The organism is Streptomyces sp. NPDC050564, from assembly GCF_044457265.1.
Classification (GTDB): domain Bacteria; phylum Actinomycetota; class Actinomycetes; order Streptomycetales; family Streptomycetaceae; genus Streptomyces.
Map to the genome: position 1 here is coordinate 194,105 of NZ_JBITGS010000013.1, position 17,730 is coordinate 211,834.

16 protein-coding genes and 1 pseudogene are annotated in these 17,730 nt (G+C 69.6%); 9 read left to right on the forward strand and 8 right to left on the reverse strand.

What is annotated here, in order from left to right:
• The first annotated feature begins 11 nt into the window (after positions 1-11).
• The 3 genes from ACIBK0_RS22150 to ACIBK0_RS22160 are packed head-to-tail and all read left to right on the forward strand — an operon-like array spanning position 12 to position 3,500.
• Positions 12-929, forward strand: coding sequence for a carbohydrate ABC transporter permease (locus ACIBK0_RS22150; protein ID WP_399082409.1), 918 nt, complete (start codon positions 12-14; stop codon positions 927-929).
• Positions 930-939: 10 nt separating this feature from the next.
• The gene (locus ACIBK0_RS22155) at positions 940-2,283 is read left to right on the forward strand and encodes an ABC transporter substrate-binding protein (protein WP_399082412.1); all 1,344 of its coding nucleotides are present in this window, start codon (positions 940-942) and stop codon (positions 2,281-2,283) included.
• Between the two features lie 14 nt (positions 2,284-2,297).
• The gene (locus ACIBK0_RS22160; RefSeq protein ID WP_399082415.1) at positions 2,298-3,500 is read left to right on the forward strand and encodes a Gfo/Idh/MocA family protein; all 1,203 of its coding nucleotides are present in this window, start codon (positions 2,298-2,300) and stop codon (positions 3,498-3,500) included.
• A gap of 30 nt (positions 3,501-3,530) precedes the next feature.
• Here ACIBK0_RS22160 and ACIBK0_RS22165 read toward each other — a convergent pair whose 3' ends face one another.
• The gene (locus ACIBK0_RS22165) at positions 3,531-4,226 is read right to left on the reverse strand and encodes a L,D-transpeptidase family protein (RefSeq protein ID WP_399082418.1); all 696 of its coding nucleotides are present in this window, start codon (positions 4,224-4,226) and stop codon (positions 3,531-3,533) included.
• 630 nt (positions 4,227-4,856) lie between these two features.
• Between ACIBK0_RS22165 and ACIBK0_RS22170 the strand changes: the two genes are divergently transcribed.
• Positions 4,857-6,050 (forward strand): TIGR03118 family protein, encoded by a 1,194-nt coding sequence (locus ACIBK0_RS22170; RefSeq protein WP_399082421.1) that lies wholly within the window; start codon positions 4,857-4,859, stop codon positions 6,048-6,050.
• Positions 6,051-6,115: 65 nt separating this feature from the next.
• Here ACIBK0_RS22170 and ACIBK0_RS22175 read toward each other — a convergent pair.
• Positions 6,116-6,313: pseudogene (locus ACIBK0_RS22175) on the reverse strand (GntR family transcriptional regulator); the annotation flags it as partial.
• A gap of 60 nt (positions 6,314-6,373) precedes the next feature.
• Between ACIBK0_RS22175 and ACIBK0_RS22180 the strand changes: the two are divergent.
• A complete protein-coding gene (locus ACIBK0_RS22180) occupies positions 6,374-7,777 on the forward strand; it encodes a pyridoxal phosphate-dependent decarboxylase family protein (protein WP_399082424.1) in 1,404 nt (467 codons plus the stop codon).
• Here the strand turns inward: ACIBK0_RS22180 and ACIBK0_RS22185 are convergent.
• Entirely contained in the window at positions 7,774-8,571 is a 798-nt protein-coding gene (locus ACIBK0_RS22185; protein ID WP_399082427.1) for an SDR family NAD(P)-dependent oxidoreductase, read from the reverse strand. The two genes, ACIBK0_RS22180 and ACIBK0_RS22185, sit on opposite strands and share 4 nt — an antisense overlap.
• 50 nt (positions 8,572-8,621) lie before the next feature.
• Here ACIBK0_RS22185 and ACIBK0_RS22190 point away from each other — a divergent pair, with 50 nt between their 5' ends.
• Positions 8,622-9,161, forward strand: coding sequence for a hypothetical protein (locus ACIBK0_RS22190; protein WP_399082430.1), 540 nt, complete (start codon positions 8,622-8,624; stop codon positions 9,159-9,161).
• A gap of 4 nt (positions 9,162-9,165) precedes the next feature.
• Here ACIBK0_RS22190 and ACIBK0_RS22195 read toward each other — a convergent pair whose 3' ends face one another.
• From ACIBK0_RS22195 to ACIBK0_RS22205, 3 genes are all read right to left on the reverse strand, one after another.
• A complete protein-coding gene (locus ACIBK0_RS22195; protein WP_399082433.1) occupies positions 9,166-10,092 on the reverse strand; it encodes an SDR family oxidoreductase in 927 nt (308 codons plus the stop codon).
• Positions 10,093-10,219: 127 nt separating this feature from the next.
• Positions 10,220-10,849: an MBL fold metallo-hydrolase gene (locus ACIBK0_RS22200; protein WP_399082436.1), complete on the reverse strand. Its 630-nt coding sequence runs from the start codon at positions 10,847-10,849 to the stop codon at positions 10,220-10,222.
• Complete coding sequence (locus tag ACIBK0_RS22205; RefSeq protein ID WP_399082439.1) at positions 10,849-11,934, reverse strand: S-(hydroxymethyl)mycothiol dehydrogenase; 1,086 nt, start codon at positions 11,932-11,934, stop codon at positions 10,849-10,851. The genes ACIBK0_RS22200 and ACIBK0_RS22205 overlap by 1 nt, the downstream gene beginning before the upstream one ends.
• A 400-nt stretch (positions 11,935-12,334) precedes the next feature.
• Between ACIBK0_RS22205 and ACIBK0_RS22210 the strand changes: the two genes are divergently transcribed.
• The gene (locus ACIBK0_RS22210; protein ID WP_399082442.1) at positions 12,335-14,089 is read left to right on the forward strand and encodes an ABC transporter ATP-binding protein; all 1,755 of its coding nucleotides are present in this window, start codon (positions 12,335-12,337) and stop codon (positions 14,087-14,089) included.
• A gap of 4 nt (positions 14,090-14,093) precedes the next feature.
• On the opposite strand, the gene ACIBK0_RS22215 is transcribed toward ACIBK0_RS22210, so the two are convergent.
• Positions 14,094-14,963 carry an alpha/beta hydrolase fold domain-containing protein gene (locus ACIBK0_RS22215; RefSeq protein ID WP_399082445.1) on the reverse strand — a complete coding sequence of 290 codons (870 nt, stop codon included), beginning with the start codon at positions 14,961-14,963 and terminating at the stop codon, positions 14,094-14,096.
• Positions 14,964-15,080: 117 nt separating this feature from the next.
• Between ACIBK0_RS22215 and ACIBK0_RS22220 the strand changes: the two genes are divergently transcribed.
• Positions 15,081-15,989, forward strand: a complete 909-nt coding sequence (locus ACIBK0_RS22220) for a helix-turn-helix domain-containing protein (protein ID WP_399082448.1) — start codon at positions 15,081-15,083, stop codon at positions 15,987-15,989.
• A gap of 248 nt (positions 15,990-16,237) precedes the next feature.
• Here ACIBK0_RS22220 and ACIBK0_RS22225 read toward each other — a convergent pair whose 3' ends face one another.
• Positions 16,238-16,531 (reverse strand): hypothetical protein, encoded by a 294-nt coding sequence (locus ACIBK0_RS22225; protein WP_399082452.1) that lies wholly within the window; start codon positions 16,529-16,531, stop codon positions 16,238-16,240.
• A 172-nt stretch (positions 16,532-16,703) separates the two neighbouring features.
• Between ACIBK0_RS22225 and ACIBK0_RS22230 the strand changes: the two genes are divergently transcribed.
• Complete coding sequence (locus ACIBK0_RS22230; protein WP_399082455.1) at positions 16,704-17,069, forward strand: nuclear transport factor 2 family protein; 366 nt, start codon at positions 16,704-16,706, stop codon at positions 17,067-17,069.
• The last annotated feature ends 661 nt before the right edge of the window (positions 17,070-17,730 follow it).

The window sequence follows — 17,730 nt, forward strand, 5'->3', positions numbered from 1 at the left end:
GAGGAGTCGCCATGTCTGCCGTGACAACGACGACACGTGTACGACCGATCCGGCGCAGGCCGTCGCTCGGGCGGGCCGCGGCCTGGACGGTCATGGCCGCGATCGTGCTGATCACCCTGCTGCCGTTCTACTGGATCCTGCGCACCGCGCTCTCCTCCAACGCGGCGCTGACCGCCGACCCCGGCAATCCCCTGCCCGTGGACCTCACCGGCGGCGGCTTCGCACGGGCTCTGGGCCTGCAGTCCACCAAGGAGGCGATCGCGCAGGGCGGTTCGGGCGGGGGCCTCGCGTTCTGGCGCTATCTGCTCAACTCGTTGATCGTTTCGACGCTGATCACCGTCTCCCAGATCTTCTTCTCCTCGATGGCCGCGTATGCCTTCGCCCGACTGAGGTGGCCCGGCCGGGACAAGGTGTTCGGGCTGTTCCTGGCCGGACTGATGGTGCCGGCGATCTTCACGCTGCTGCCGAACTTCGTACTGATCAAACAACTCGACCTGGTGGACACCCTGTTGGGGATCGCCCTGCCGACGATGTTCATGACGCCGTTCGCCGTCTTCTTCCTGCGGCAGTTCTTCATGAACGTGCCTCGCGAGGTCGAGGAGGCGGCCCTGCTCGACGGCGCCGGGAAGGTCCGGATCTTCTTCCAGGTGCTGTTGCCGATGGCGTCCACGCCGGTTCTCACCCTGGCCGTCCTGACGTACATCACCTCCTGGAACGACTACTTCTGGCCGCTGATGGTGTCGTACAGCGACAGTTCGCGCGTTCTCACCGTGGCGCTGGCCGTCTTCCGGGCGCAGACCCCCCAGACCGGCACCGACTGGTCGGGCCTGATGGCGGCGACGCTCATCGCGGCACTCCCGATGCTCGTCCTCTTCGGACTCTTCGCGCGGCGCATCGTCGGCTCCATCGGCTTCACCGGGATCAAGTGAGGGGACAGAAATGCGATTTCGTACGGTCGTGGCGCTGAGTGGGGCGCTGGCGCTGTCCCTGGTGAGCGGCTGCGCGAAGGGGGGCTCCGCGGGTTCCTCCGCGAACACGGTGACGTACTGGCTGTGGGACGCCAACCAGTTGCCCGCCTACCAGGCATGCGCGAACGGCTTCAAGAAGGAGAATCCGGGACTGCACGTCAAGATCACCCAGATGGGCTGGAACGACTACTGGACCAAGCTCACCGCGAGCTTCATCGCCGGCACCCAGCCGGACGTGTTCACCGACCACATCCAGAAGTTCGGCCAGTTCGCCGACCTCAAGGTGCTGGAGCCGCTGGACGACTTGGGCATCGAGGACTCCGCGTACCAGTCGGGGCTCGCCGCCAACTGGACCGGCCAGGACGGCCGCCGGTACGGCGCCCCCAAGGACTGGGACACCGTCGCCCTCTTCTACAACCAGAAGATGGCCAAGGCGGCCGGAGTCTCCTCCGGACAACTCAACAGCCTCTCCTGGAACCCGAAGGACGGCGGAACCTTCGAGAAGACCATCGCGCATCTCACCGTCGACCAGAACGGCAGGCGCGGCGACGAACCCGGCTTCGACAAGCACCACGTCAAGGTGTACGGGCTGGCCACCGGCGGCGCGGGCGACGGTGACGGCCAGACCCAGTGGAGCCCCTTCACGGGGTCCGCTGGCTGGACCTACACCGACAAGAAGCGATGGGGCACCACTTACCACTACGACAGCAAGACCTACCAGTCCGTCGTCCAGTGGTACTTCGGCCTGGCGAAGAAGGGATATCTGGCGCCCTTCACGGACTACAGCGAGGGTGCCAACCCGGCCAACGCCCAGCTCGCCTCCGGCAAGGCCGCGGCAGCCTTCGACGGTGCCTGGATGATCTCCACGTACTACGGGGCCAAGGGCATCGACATCGGCACCGCCTTCACCCCCGTCGGCCCCACCGGCAAACGCGCGACGATGATGAACGGCCTCGCCGACTCCGTCACCAAGAACGCCCGCAACAAGAAGGGCGCCAAGAAGTGGGTGGCGTATCTGGCCTCGGACGCGTGCCAGCGGACGGTCGGCTCCTACGGGATCGTCTTCCCCGCGACACCCGACGGCACGAAGACCGCGGTCGCCGCCTACAAGAAGAAGGGCATCGACGTCATGGCCTTCACCCGGCCGGTCGCCGACAAGAAGGACTTCACCACCTTCTCCTACCCGATCACCAACTACGCGGCGGACGTGTACGCGCTGATGCATCCCGCGATGCAGGACGTCTTCGCCAATGACGCGCCGGTCAGCGGGCTGAGCAGGACCAACAGCCAGATCAATCTCATTCTCGACCAGTGAAGGATGCTGTCACCATGACGTTCTCTCTCGGCATCGTCGGCGCCGGGCAGTTTTCCGGCCAGTTCGCCAAGCTGTTCCTCGCTCATCCCGGCGTCGGAGATGTCTACGTCACCGATCTGCTCCCCGGGCGGGCCGACGAACTGGCGGCCGCCGAAGGGCTGTCGGGCACGTTCCCCTCGTACGAGGCGATGCTGGAGTCGCAGGCGGTGGACGCCGTCGCGATCTTCACCCAGCGCTGGACGCACGGGCCACTGGTTCTTCAGGGGCTCCGAGCCGGCAAGCACGTGTACTCAGCGGTGCCCATGGCCGTCAGTACGGAGGAAATCGCCGCGATCATCGACGCCGTACGGGCGACCGGGCTGACGTACATGATGGGCGAGACCAGCCAGTACAACCCGGCGACGGTCCATGCCCGCAACCAGATCGCCGAGGGCGCCTTCGGACGGCTTTTCTACGCCGAGGGCGACTACGTGCACGACATGGACCTCGGGTTCTACGAGGCGTACCAGTACAGCGGCGGCGAGAACTGGAAGGCGACCGCCAGCTATCCCCCGCTCCTGTACCCGACGCACTCGGTGGGCGGGGTACTCGGGGCGTGGCAGACGCACGCGGTGAGCGTGTCCGCGATCGGGGTGCGCGACGAGCGCGGGGACGGCGTGTTCGACAAGGAGATCAGCCAGTTCGGCAATGACTTCTCCAATGCCACCGCGCTGTTCGAGGTGGCGGGCGGCGGCTCGTTCCGTACCAACGAGTTCCGGCGCGTGGGCTATCCCTCGCACATCCGGGAATCACGATTCCGGTTCTTCGGCACGGACGCGAGCATGGAGCAGCTCGCCACGGTGAGCTTCTGGCAGGACAAGAAGGGGGTACAGGACATCACCGAGTTCCTGGAGCCCAAGCCGACACTGGCACCCGACGACCCGTCGCTCCAGCACATCGCGCCCGCGCTGCGGGCCGCCTTCACCTCCGGATCGGCGCCCGTGCACGACCGGGCGCGGCTGCCAAGGGAGTTCGACCAGCTCCACAACGGGCACGAGGGCAGCCACCACTTCCTGGTGGACGACTTCGTGACCGCGGTCAACACCCGGACACTGCCGTCGGTGAACGCATGGGTCGCGGCCCGCTACACCCTGCCGGGCATCATCGCGCACGAGTCGGCGCGGCAGGGCGGCGTCAGGCTGGACATACCGGACTTCGGGGACGCTCCGGAGGCGTAACGTTTCGGCCCGTCGGGGAGCCGGGCGCCGTCAGGTGCCCGGCTTGCGGCCGTACACGAACACGTCGTCGCCGGTCTTCAGCAGCGACCAGTACTTCTTCGCGGTGGTCGTGGTCATGTTGACGCAGCCGTGCGAGCCCGGCGGGTTCCACATGCTCAGGCCGACCGAGTGGAAGGCCTGACCGCCGTCGAAGAACTGGCTGTAGGGCATCGGCACGTTGTAGATGGTCGAGACGTGGTCGATGTCCCGCCAGTAGATCTTCTTCAGGCCGGTACGGGTCTCGTATCCGTCACGCCCGGTGCGGACCGGCACCGGCCCGTAGACGAGGGTGCTGCCGTCCTGGATCCAGCTGAGCTGGAGCGTCAGGTTGACGCAGGCGATGCGGCCCTTGTTGACCGGGCACTTGCCGTCCTTGTTGGGGTTGTTGCCGACGGCCTTCTGCTTGTTCATGAGGTCCATCACGCCCCAGGTGACGGGTCCCGCGTACCCGATGTTCGGGGTGATGCCGTGCTTGGTCTGGAAGGCCTGGATCGCCTTGCAGTCGGCGGTGGACTGGCGCCCGTCGACCGGCCGGCCGAGAAACTTCTCCACCTGCTTCTGATACGGGCCGGTCTGTGTCGTGCAGCTCGCGGCCTGCGCGGGCGTCGTGCCCAGCGCGAGGGTCAGCGGTGCGACCAGTCCGGTGATCCCGAGCGCGACGGCTCCTCGTCTGCGTATGTCCCCCATGGCGGGCCTTCCCTTTCCTGCTGCTCGCGTTTCCTGCCTGGTAGACCCGCGTCGAGGGGTGTGCGTTGTAGGGGAGATCGGGCTGCGACCAAACGGTGACTTTTCGCGTAGCCTTGCGACACTTTTGGACGCCTTTGATCTGGGGCCTTGAGGAATCGGTCCTGCGCGGCACGATCGAGGTATAGGAGAACAACGTCAGCCTCTGTCCGGAATGGCGTGACGAGGCTGACGTCCGTCCAGTCCTGGACAAGCCGACCGCCGGCGCCCACCTCGCCGTCCTTCTGGAGGAGCGGAACTACGCGACCGCCACCGCCGCCCTGCGGCGGCAGGCCCTTCTCCTTGGCGAGGGTGGCCACGGCGAGACGACGGCAGCGGCGCGGCAGGAGGGCGACCGGCGGGTCGGCGAACATCCGGTCGATGCCGAAGCGCACGTCCACGTGGCAGTTCGGGCAGATGTCGACGGTGGAGGTGTCGATCGGCCGGCCCGCGTGGCTCGGTGTGCGGCCAGTTGGGCGCAGCCCGATCGGCGGGGCGGTGCGCCGGACGTTGCGTGTCGGCTGGCACATACGATTTGCATCACATCTGATGACCTCTACCGGTTTGTCCCACACTGGCGGAGGAGTTACGTACATGGCACAGCAGGTATCGGTCCGTCGATCCCGCCCCTTCAGTAAACGGCTGCTGGCAGCCGCGCTGACCCTGGGCACCGTCGGCACCCTCGCCGCCGCCGCGCCGCCCGGGCCGGGGGAGGCCGCCCCGCCCAAGACGGACCACGGCTTCCTGGAGAGGGACCTCGTCTCCGACCTCGCGGGCAGAGCGGAGGTGCAGGACACGAACCTGGTCAACCCCTGGGGCCTGGCACTCGCGAAGACCGGAGAGGTCTGGGTCTCGGACAACGGCTCCGACAAGGCCACGATCTACACCGGAGCCGTGGACGGGCAGCCGGTCAGCATCGTGCCCCTGGTGGTGAACTTCCCGGAGGGCGGCGCCCCGACCGGGGTGGTACGCAACGACACCGACGACTTCCAGATCGGGCCCTCAGGCTCCACGGCTGCCGCCAAGTTCCTCTTCGCGGGAGAGCACGGCGACCTCTTCGCATGGAACCCGGACATCACCGGGACGGGCGTCGACACGGTCGCGCACGAGGACGCCATCTTCAAGGGCCTGGCGCTGGTACGCGGCAAGGACCACAAGGAGAACGGGAAGGACGGCAAGGACGGCAAGGACGAGAAGTGCGACGAGTCGCGGATCCTCGTCGCGAACTTCAGTGACGCGCGCATCGACGTCTTCGACAAGGACTTCAACCCCGTACCGCCGACCGACAGCCGGTTCGAGGACCCGAACCTCCCCGACGGCTACGCACCGTTCGATGTCAAGACGATCGGTTCCAAGGTCTTCGTGACCTACGCGCTCCAGGACGCCGACAAGGAAGACGACGTCCCGGGACCCGGGCACGGCTTCATCGACGTGTACAGCACGGAAGGGAAGCTGCTGCAGCGCTTCGCGAGCGGCACCGACCCGAAGAACGGGCATGTGCTCAACTCCCCCTGGGGCCTCGAAGTCGCCCCCAAGGGCTTCGGAAAGTTCGCCGGTGACCTGCTCGTCGGCAACTTCGGCGACGGCCGCATCAACGTCTTCGACAAGAAGACCGGCAAGCTCAAGGGAACCCTGAAGGACCGCAACGGCGACCCGATCGAGATCGAGGGCCTCTGGGGCCTGCAGAGCGGCACGAAGCAGTCCGGCGGCAAGGACTCCGTCTGGTTCGCCGCGGGCATCGAGGACGAGGCGCACGGCCTGCTCGGAACCCTGCGGGCCGAGGACTGACCGCGCACTCTGCGCCGGCCCGGCGGGTGTCCGACTACACCAGCCGGGCCAGCACCTTCCCCGGCCACCGGTCGTAGGGCCGTGACGACGGTGCCGCCGCTGAGGTCGAGGGTGCGGGCGAGTTCCCGCTCGGAGGGCAGCCGGGTTCCGGCGGACAGACGGCCGTCGACCACCGCCTCGCGTACGGCGGCGGACAGCGACCGCGCGAGCGGGCCCTCTTTCGTGCGCCAGGTGCCGAGCGCGGCGGCGAATCCCCTCTGCATTGGTCCAGTTTCTCTCAATTGGACCAGGACGTGCGTCCGCCGCCCGCCTACGCTGCCGCCATGCACCCCACTCTCGCCGACGACCTCCACCGGCTACCCGAGCTCCTGCAGTCCGCCCGCGATGTCGTCGCGCGCGAGGTGAGCGGTCTCGACGACCGTCCCGTCGCCCGCCTCGACAAGGCGCCCGCCCCGGAGCCCCTTCCCGTCGAGGGAGCGGGCGCCGAGGGTGCGCTGGCGCGGTTCGCCGAGCGCTGGTCGCCGGGTTTCTCCGGCTCGGCGGGCCCGCGCTATCTCGGCTTCGTCACCGGCGGCGCGACGCCCGCCTCGCTCACCGGGGACTGGCTGACCAGCGCTTACGACCAGAATGTGTCCGGTAGCGGTGGCTCGTCGGCGAGCGCCCTGGAGCACGAGACGCTGGGCTGGCTGCGCGAGCTGTTCGGGCTGAGTGAGGCGCACAGCGGTGCGTTCGTGAGCGGGGCGACCGTCTCCAACACGGTGGGCCTGGCCATCGCACGAGAGTGGCTCGGCGAGCGCCGGGGCGTGTCGGTCTCGCGGGAGGGGGCCGGCGCGCTCGGTCCGGTCGACGTTCTGTCCGGCAGCCCGCACTCCAGCGTCGCCAAGGCCCTGTCCGTGCTCGGGATCGGGCGGGACCGGCTGCGTCCGGTGCCGGCGCTGTCGGCAGACCGCGAGGCCGTCGACGTCGAGCGGCTCGCCGCCGCCCTCGACACGCTCGACGGGCGCCCGGCCGTGGTCGTGGCGAACGCCGGGACCGTGAACACGGTCGACTTCGACGATCTGCGGGCCATCGCCGCGCTCAAGGAACGGTACGAGTTCTGGTTGCACGTGGACGCCGCGTTCGGCGGCTTCGCCGCGCTGTCACCGTCGTACGCGCATCTCGTCGAGGGCCTGGACGCGGCCGACTCCGTCTGTGTCGACCTGCACAAGTGGCTGAACGTCCCCTACGACGCGGCCGTGCAGTTCACCCGCCGCCAGGACCTCCAGGTCCGGGTCTTCCACAACGCGTCGCCGTATCTGGGACTGCCCGGCGCCGATCCCGACTTCCTGCACCTCACTCCGGAGAACTCCCGTCGGCTGCGGGCGCTCCCGGCCTGGTTCTCCCTCGCGGCGTACGGGCGCGAGGGGCATCGCGAGATCGTCGAGCGGAATGTTGCGCTCGCCGGGCGACTGGGCGAGCGGATCTCCAAGGAGGTTCCTCGGCTGCGGCTCCTCGCGCCGGTCCGGCTCAATGTCGTCTGCTTCACCCTCGCCGACGGGCCCGGCGAGGAGCGGGTGCACGCGCTGGCCCACGCGGTCGCCGCCTCGGGCGAGACCTTCGTGACGCCGACGTTCTACGCCGGGACACACGCGCTGCGGGCGGCGTTCAGCAACTGGCGTACCTCCGAGGCGGATACGGACCGGGTGTTCGAGGCCCTCAGGCGCCACTGCGCGGACCTCCGCCCCTAAGCACCGCCGTGTTGCTTGATCGTCTGCCGGAATCCCGTGTTGACCGCCAGCAGGCCCCCGTCCACGCACAATGTCGTTCCGGTGATCCACGCCGCGTCACGTGAGGCGAGGAAGGCGACGGCGGCCGCGATGTCCTCCGGCTCGCCGACTCGCCCCAGCGGATAGACGTCCGAGACCAGGGCGAGGTCGGCCTCGCGACCTTCCCAGGCCGTGGTGCGGACCGTGCCGGGTGCCACCAGGTTGACGCGCACGCCACGCGCCGCGGCGTGGCCGGCCAGCGTGCGGGTCAGCGACATGAGCCCCGCCTTGGCCGCACTGTAGGCGTGGTTGCCGAAGTCCTGGATGCCGTTGACGGAGCCGATGCTCACGATGGCGCCACGGCCCGAGGCCACCAGGTGCGGAAGCGCGGCGCGGGCGCAGCGGTAGGCACCGGTCAGGCTGATGTCGAGGTCGCGGGCCCACACCTCGTCCGGCTCGTCCTCGAAGAGCGGCTCGTCGGGGGTGCACCAGCACGCGTTGTTGACCAGGACGTCGAGCGAGCCGAAGGCGTCCACGGCGTACGCGACGGCCGCCTCGACCTGCGCCCGCTCGGCCACGTCACACCCCAACGCCTCGGCCCGCCCGCCGAGTTCACGGATCGACGTGGCTGTCTTCTCCGCCTCGGCCAGGTCCACGTCGGTGACGAGTACGTGAGCACCCTCGTCGGCCAGTCGGCGGGCGGTGGCCGCGCCGATGCCACGGGCCGCGCCCGTGATCAGAACTCCGTGTCCCTCGAAACGCCTCATCGCAGTCATGGCAGGGAAGGTACTGCCGTGATCGTCACGGGGACAGATACCGTGCGCCCATGTCCGCGTTCGTACAACAACTCCCGGCGCTGATCGGCGTGGTCATCGGTGCCCTCGGTTCGTACCTGGCGATCGTGCGGGGTGATCGGGCCCGGTTCCGCAGGGAGCGGGTGGTCCGCTGGGAGGAACGGCGGCTCGCGGTGTACGCCGACTACGCTCAGTGCCTCAAGAAGACGATCACGCTGACGTACCGGGTCGCGGCCCATCTCGGCAACGACCCTCACCCGCACCCCTTGTCGGCCGAGGAGGCGGCCCCTCTGCTCGCCGAGGCCGCGGATGCCGGGGACCCGGCCGGAGAGGCGCTGTTGCTCCTGGGCACCCCGGCGGTGGTGGCGAAGGCACGGGCGTGGGTCGTGATCGTGATGGACATGGAGCGGTTCCTGAACGAGGGGACGCGTGATCCCGAGGCATGGCAGGCCCTGCTCGAACGCCAGCGCCTGGGACGCGAGGCGTACTACTCGGCGGTCCGCGACGATCTGGCGCTCCCGTCCGGGCGTCCGGCGCCCTGGCAGGTCCCACCGCCTCAGCCGGGCATCTGAACACTCAGCGGTACCCCGTCGTGTCCGCCGGCTTGCCCGCGTCCTGTACCTCGACGAGGTAGCGCCAGGCGTCCGGGCGGCTGCCGTCACGGTCGGTGAAGCCGTACACCTGGGCGAGCTGCCCGCTCGAGAGGGACTCCCCGTTCCAGCGGGCGACGTCCGGGTCGGCGGCCAGGGCGACGACGGCACGGCCCACGTAGTACGGCGTCTCGGAGATGCCGAAGTGCGGGTTGCGCTCCACGGCGTCGCGCCAGTTCTCCTCGGTGACGCCGTAGTTGTCGAGCATCATCTCCGAGCGCAGCCAGCCGGGTGTGAGCGCCACCGCGGTGGCGCCGCGCGGGCCGAGCTCCTGTCCCAGGGCGAACGCCATGCGCAGGACCGACGACTTGGCGAGGTCGTAGAAGAAGGAGACACGGTAGGTACCCCGGTTGTACTCGGCGGTGCCGTCGGTCATCTCGACGACCAGGCCGCCGGGATGACGCAGCAGCAGGGGAAGCGCGTGGTGGTTGGTGATCGCGTGGGTCTCGACGGCGAGGCGCAGCAGCCTGAGGCCGTTGTCGAGGTCGTGTTCCCAGACCGGGGTGTCCCACTCGAAGAGCTTTTCGCCGCCCCAGATGTCGTTGACCAGGACGTCGAGCCGACCCTGTTCGTCCGCGATGCGCGCGACGAGGGCCTGGACCTCCGCCGGAACGAGGTGGTCCGTGGGGACCGCGATGCCCCGGCCGCCTGCCGCCGTGACGAGGTCCGCGGTGTCCTCGAGGGTCTCCGGGCGGTCGTACTCCGAGCGCCGCTCGCGTGTGCTGCGCCCGCTCACGTACACGGTGGCGCCGGCCGCGCCGAGTTCCACGGCGATCCCGCGTCCCGCGCCGCGGGTCGCTCCCGCGACCAGTGCGACCTTGCCCCGCAGCGTGCCTTCCAGCGGCCCTGACATGTCCGACCTCCGTGCTCGTGGAACCGACGGTGCCTTCCCGTCGGTGGTCCTCCGAGCGTCTCCCGGAAGTCGGACATCTCCTGTCAGGTTTCTTCGGTCCGTTCCGTCGCGTCCCGGCGCGTCGGTATCAGTGGCCGCGCGCGATCCACTCCTCCAAGTGCGGCGCCTCGGCCCCGATCGTGGTCGACTCCCCATGGCCCGTACGGACGACCGTGTCGGCCGGAAGCCCCAGGAGGCGCTCGCGGATCGACTCGACGATCGTCGGGAAGTGGGAGTAGGAACGACCGGTGGCTCCCGGTCCGCCCTTGAAGAGCGTGTCGCCCGTGAAGACGGTGCCCAGGCCGGGGTCGTACAGACAGACCGCGCCCGGGGCGTGGCCCGGGGTGTGCAGGACGGTCAGGTCGGCGCCGGCCGCCTCAATCACCTGGCCGTCCTGCAGCCAGGCGTCCGGGAGGCGGTCGGGGTGGGTCATCTTCCACAGCTGCAGGTCGTCGGGGTGCAGCCAGATCTTGGCACCGGTGCGCTCGGCGAGGGCCGGAGCGGCGTCGATGTGATCGTTGTGAGCGTGTGTGCACACGATCGCCAGCAGCCGCCGGTCGCCCACCGCCTCGGCGATGGCGTCGGCGTCGTGGGCGGCGTCGATGACGACGGCTTCGTGGTCGTCGCCGACGATCCACACGTTGTTGTCGACCTCCCAGGTGCCGCCGTCGAGCGAGAACGTGCCCGAGGTGACGAGGTGTTCGATGCGCGCGGTCATCAGAGCACCACCACCGAGCGCAGCACGTCGCCGTGGTGCATCCGCTCGAAGGCCGGCTCGATCTCGTCCAGGGCGATCGTTTCGCTGACGAACGCGTCGAGGTCGAGGCGCCCCTGGAGATGCAGGTCGATCAGCATCGGGAAGTCGCGGGATGGCAGGCAGTCGCCGTACCAGGACGACTTGAGGGCGCCGCCGCGTCCGAAGACGTCGATCAGCGGCAGTTCGAGCTTCATGTCCGGCGTGGGTACGCCGACGAGCACGACCGTACCGGCCAAGTCACGGGCGTAGAAGGCCTGCTTGTACGTTTCCGGACGGCCCACGGCCTCGATCACGACGTCCGCGCCGAAGCCGCCGGTGAGCTCGCGGATGGCCTCGACGGCGTCGGTCTCGCGGGAGTTGACGGTGTGCGTGGCGCCGATCTTCTGGGCGGTGGTGAGCTTCCGGTCGTCGATGTCCACGGCGATGATCTTCGCCGCGCCGGCGAGACGGGCCCCGGCGATCGCCGCGTCACCGACACCTCCGCAGCCGATGACGGCGACCGTGTCGCCCCGGCCGACGTTCCCGGTGTTGATGGCGGCCCCGATCCCGGCCATCACTCCGCAGCCGAGGAGCCCGGCCACCGCCGGGGAGACGGCCGGGTCGACCTTGGTGCACTGTCCGGCGGCGACCAGCGTCTTCTCGGCGAAGGCGCCGATGCCGAGGGCCGGTGACAGCTCGGTGCCGTCCTTGAGCGTCATCTTCTGCTTGGCGTTGTGCGTGTTGAAGCAGTACCACGGGCGCCCGCGCAGACAGGCGCGACACTGCCCGCACACCGCACGCCAGTTGAGGACGACGAAGTCGCCGGGCGCGATGTCCGTGACACCGTCGCCGACCGACTCCACGATGCCGGCCGCCTCGTGGCCGAGCAGGAACGGGAAGTCGTCGTTGATGCCGCCCTGTTTGTAGTGCAGGTCGGTGTGGCACACGCCGCACGCCTGGATCTTCACCACGGCCTCGCCCGGCCCCGGATCCGGCACGACGATGGTCTCGACGCGCACCGGCTCGTTCTTGCCCGGTGCGATCACGCCCCGTACTTCCTGCGCCATGTGATGAGCCCTTCCGTAGGTCGACGTTCCGTCAACCGACCCTACGGTGTGACCGGCCGGTAGAAGGCCAGGCGAGGTCCGGCGCTCGCGCTCCAGGTGTGCCGGGCGGCCGTACCGAAGGACTCGCCGCTGGAAAGGGGTCTCGCCGACGGTGAGGACGTGAGCGCCGGGTCCGGAGCGCCAGGCCGCGCGCGAGCCGGGCGCACGCCCACGCCGTCGGGGATGCCCCTCGGTCACCCAGCCCGCCCCGGGTTCGTCCGCGACCGACCGCGAGACACAGATGTGCGCGTAGGGCTCCGTGACGGCCCGTTCGTGGCTCTTGGTCCGCACCTGCGTTCCCTGTCCGCCCCGGCGCCGACGTAGCCTGAATGGCCCGCACCGAACTCCCGCGAGGAGCACCGTGAGTCTCACCGACGCCGAGCCCGACGAGCCCACGTGGCGCCTGCTGCTCGGGTACGTACGACCGCATCGATGGGCGCTGCTGGCGGGTGCGCTGCTGGCACTCGCGACCGGGGCCACCGGTCTGCTGCTGCCGCTGGTGGCGCGGGGCCTCATCGGCGACCTGTCGCACGACCGGCCCATCGGGCGCGCGCTGGTCGGCATGGCGGCGCTGGTGGTCACCAACGCGGCGGTGGGAGCGCTGGGTTCGTATGTGCTGCGGCGCACCGCCGAGTCGGTGGTGCTCGGCGCGCGGCGCGCCCTGTCGTCGTATCTGCTGCGACTGCGCATACCGGCCGTGGACCGCAGCGAGCCCGGCGACCTGATGGCCCGGATCACCTCCGACACCACGCTGCTGCGTGAGGTCACCACCGACTCCCTCGTCGGCCTCGGCACCGGCGGCCTCACCCTCGTCGCGACGGTCGTGATGATGGGGCTGGTGGACTGGGTGCTGCTGGGCGTCACCCTGGGAGTGATTCTCTGCGCCGGCACCGTGCTCGGCGTGATCGTGCCGCGCATCAACCGGGCGAGCAAGCAGGCTCAGGACGCCGTCGGCGTGATGGGCGCCTCGCTGGAACGGATCCTCGGCGCGCTGCGCACGGTCAAGGCGTCCGGTGCCGAGCACCGCGAGGAAGAGACCATCCACGCGGCGGCCGAGGAGTCGTGGCGGCAGAGCGTACGGGCCGCCAAGTGGTCGGCCGCGGCAGGCAATACGGCCGGTCTGGCGATGCAGATCGCCTTCATCACGGTTCTCGCGGTGGGCGGCGCTCGGGTCGCGACCGGCGCGATCGACGTGGGCACGCTGGTCGCTTTCCTGCTCTACGTGTTCTATCTGATGTCGCCGATCCAGCAGGTGGTCGGCGCGGTCACGCAGTACCAGACCGGTGCCGCCGCGCTCGCCCGGATTCAGGAGGCGTTGCGGCTGCCCGCCGAACCGGCGGCCCTGCCCGCGCCGTTGCCGACTCCGGGCGCCGAGCCCGCCACGCTCTCCTTCGACGAGGTCCGCTTCCGCTACGCCGACGATCTGCCGTACGTCCACCACGGTGTGACCTTCGCCGTGCCGCCCCGCGGCATGACCGCGTTCGTCGGTCCTTCCGGGGCGGGCAAGACCACCGTCTTCTCGCTCATCGAGCGGTTCTACGACCCCGAGGCGGGCGTCATCACCCTCGACGGCCGTGAGCTGGAGCGCTGGGATCTGCCCCAACTCCGTTCCGCCATCGGCTATGTGGAGCAGGATGCCCCTGTCCTGTCGGGGTCGCTGCGGGACAACCTGCTGCTCGGCAACCCGGACGCCGACGACACGGACCTCACGCGCGTGCTGAAGACGACCCGGCTCGACGGCCTGGTCGCCCGTCTGCCGCGTGGCCTGGACACGCTCGTCGGCCACCGGGGCACCAAGCTGTCCGGCGGCGAGCGCCAGCGCGTCGCCATCGCCCGCGCCCTGCTGCGCCGCCCCCGGCTGCTGCTCCTCGACGAGGCCACCTCGCAGCTCGACGCCGTCAACGAAGCCGCGCTTCGCGACACCGTCGCCGATGTGGCCCGCACGACCACGGTCCTCGTGGTCGCGCACCGGCTGTCCACCGTCACGATGGCCGACCGCATCGTCGTCATGGACGCGGGCCGCGTCCGCGCCGTGGGCACCCACCGCGAACTCGTGGCCGCGGACCCGCTCTACGCCGAACTGGCCGCCACCCAGTTCCTCGCGACCGCCGGCTGAGCGCCTACAGGTGCCGGTGGAAGAAGTCGGCGACGGTGTCCCAGGTCGGATCGCAGGGCCGCGCCTCGGTCTCCTTGCCCTCGCGCGAGGAGATGGTGAACGCGTCCCGCTTCACGACCGGGTCGGTCAGGAAGTCGTTCCACGGACCGTGGTCGGCGTGCGGCAGGGTGATCAGCTCGACATCGGCGCCTGCCTTCGCGAGCGCCTCGTAGAAGAGTTCGCCCTGGCCGTAGGGGACGATCCGGTCGGCCTTTCCGTGCAGGATCAGGAAGGGCGGGGCGTCTTGGCCGACGTACGTCGACGGACTTGCCCTGCGGGCGAGTTGGGGCCGCTGTTGGAGTGGGCCGCCGAGCAGCCGGGACTCCGCCGACTCGGGGTCGTCATGGCCGTACGGGCTGCCGGGGAAGCGCGTGAACTCCTGGAGCGTGCCGGGGAGCATCTGCTCGTCCATGCTCAGCAGCTCGGTCGGCGGGTAGACGGGTACGGCGGCACGGATGCCGTCGACGGTCAGCGCGGCCAGCGCCGCGGCCCAGCCGCCCGAGGACTCGCCGAACATCCCGATGCGCTCGGGGTCGAGGCCATAGGATATTGAGTGCGTGCGGAGGTGGTGGATGGCCTCCTCGATGTCGCGCAGTTGCCCGGGGAAGCGGGTCTGCGCGCTGGAGCGGATGGCCAGCCCGGCCACGGCGAAGCCGTGCGGGTTCAGCCGCCGGGCCACTACCTCGGCGTCGTCCCGGCCGGTGTCGGCCAGCCAGCCCGAACCGTGGCTCCAGATCACCAGTGGCCGGGGACCGTCACCGTCCGGGAGGTACAGATCGATCAGCTGGCCGTCGAGTCCGTCGCCGTACGCGATGTCCTTGAGTTCCTTGGCCATGGATCAGCTCTCCTTTTAAGGTGATGTTCTCTTTCCGCCACGAAGGGCGCTCGTCCACGCGGCGACCACTCCAAACTAGGCGGGGAGTGACGTCCCACTCGGATACACAGGCGACTGATGATGGTCACAAACCGACGCTCGGCCGGGCAGGCCATCCCCGAGGTCGTCTTCGCGGCGCCGGTCGGCACTCCGGCGGGCCTGGAAGTGATCTCGCTGGCCGACCTGCGTTCCAGGGCCGACGGCCGCGGGGTGGATCTCGGCGTGCCGCAGCGCCCGGGCTTCCACCATGTGCTCACGCTCACCTCCGGCACGCTGCGCCAGACCGTGGACTTCACGGGGTACGTCCTCGATCCGGACTCATGGCTGTGGGTGCGCCCCGGTCAGGTGCTCCAGTGGGGCGATCTCGAGAAGGCCGAGGGCATCCTGATCGTCTTCGAGCGGGACTTCCCTGACCCGGCCACCGTCGGCGCGGCCCGGGTGGACGATCCGGAGGCGCCGGTGCTGCGCACCCCGGCGGCCGAGGATGCCGAGGCGCTGCGTCTCGCGGCCACGCACCTGGAGCGCGAGTTCCGGGCCCGGGGGCGGCTGCCGCTCGACGCCCATGTCGCCGTGCTGCGCCATCTCCTGGACGTCCTGATGCTGCGCGTGGCCCATCTGGAGGCCCCCGGCGGCCGCACCGCCGAGCCGAGCGAGACCTTCCTGCGCTTCCGTGCCGCGGTCGAGCGGGACTTCGCCCGGACGCGCCGCGTTGACGACTACGCCGCCGCCCTCGGGTACTCCACCCGCACCCTGTCCAGGGCCACCCTCGACGCGGCGGGCGTCGGCGCCAAGGAGTTCATAGACCGCCGGGTCGTCCTGGAGGCCAAACGGCTGTTGGCGCACACCAACCTCGCCGCCGCCCGCATCGCCGCCCAGCTGGGCTTCTCCAGCGCCACGAACTTCGCCAAGTACTTCCATCAGCGCGCCGGGCAGGCCCCCATCGCGTTCCGCGGTGCCGTACGAGGTCGGACCGGGGGCGTCCGGTGAGGCTGGGCCCGGACCATTGACATCCCGCGCCTCCCGCGCCGACACCGTGCCCTCTCATCGAGTGAACAGAACTTCAGCATGCGAACTGGTCCGGCGTCTCCCGCCGGGAGTGACGTACGCCGTGGTCACGGTCACGTGTGTCCGCCTCTGAAGCGCCCAGGTGAAGGTGTACGCCCGTGAGGGACGGCGAGCCCCGGCAGAACGTCGATGTTCTGCCGGGGCTCGCCGTACCGTCCCGCGTCTGCCGCCTACTCGATGCCCGAAAGCAGCCCGGTCACCGGCGCTGCCAGGTCGGTCACCTGGTGCAGTTGGTTCAGGTCGTTCAGCCGGTTGAGCCCGGCGAGCTGCCTGGAGGGCGTCGGAACCTCGGACCGGTGCTCCGCGGGAATGTCGCTCATCGCGAGCGAGTCGAGCTGGGCGATCGGGTTCAGCTTCCCCGCGTCGTGGGCCTCGGAGCCCGCCGCGTTCGCCATCGGCGCGGCGAGGCCCGTGACACCGACGGCGAGACCAACGGCGGCGACCATACGTCGTGTTGAGATCATGCTTTCAGCAACGTGCCCGGGGTCCGGGCGGACACGGCCGGGTCCTCTCGCTCACCCGTCAGGCGCATCGGGGCGGCTGCGCTTGCCGAGGGCCGAGCAGCGGAGGAGTCTCGGAGGAGAGGCCTACGCGGCCCACTCCTCGCTGGGCCGCGGCCTTCCAAGGAGGTCGATCATGGGCACCGCGGCACCCCTTGCCTTCGACACCGAAGCGCTGCGCCGGGGCATAGAAGGACACAGTGCGGCAGCTCTGCTGGCGCTCTACGCCGACGACGCGGAACTACGCGTCGTCGACCGCAACACGCAACCCAGCCACCCGATGATCAAACACGGTCGCGACGAGATCGCCGAAATGCTCAGCGACGTCTACAGCCGCGACATGACGCACAAGCTGGACCAGTGCGTCATCCAAGGGGACCATGTCGCCTACACCGAGTCCTGCGAATACCCGGACGGCGTGCGGGTGCTGGCCACTTCGATGATCTCTCTGCGCGACGGCAAGATCGTCGAACAGACGCTGGTCCAGGCATGGGACGAGTAGGAAGGGATTGGCCGAGGGTCCAGATCAGATCCCGTCTGACCTGGACCTTTTCGGCGAATACGACGATGGGTCGGTCGCGCAGGCACCGGGATCGGCGGCCACGACCAGTTTCCGCAGCAGGTCTGCGAGCATCCGCCTCTCTGCTGGGCTCAGTACTGCGAGCAGCGCGTTGTCACCCTTGCCCGGCGGCACCGCGTGCTGCTCGAAGGCATCGAATCCGGCGGCGGTGAGCCGTACCGGTACCCATTGGCGGTCGTGTCCCGGCGGGCCTGTGCCGCATGCCGGGCCTGGAGTGCGAGCCGGGCGAAGATCGCCTCCTTGACCGGGTCCGTCCAGTGAGCGGCGAGGACTCGGGTGCTTCCGAGCCGCGCTGGTGGTCCCGTCGCTCTCGGCCGCCTCGGCGTGCAGGCGGTGATGCGCGCTACCGCCGGGCCGCGTAGGACCGGGGCGGGTTGCTCGCCCCGCAACACGGTTTCCGATCCATCGACGACAACGAGATCGGCGAACGGGAGACGGCGACGTCGGCCGGTGACCGAGCGGCGAAACGGGCATCGAGCAAATCCTCGCGGTGCGACGGTCATGTTTGTGCGAGAGCCTGGAGACAGGGGAGCTCACCCGACAGTGGCGACACATATCCAGTTGACACTCGCGCCTAGCGAGG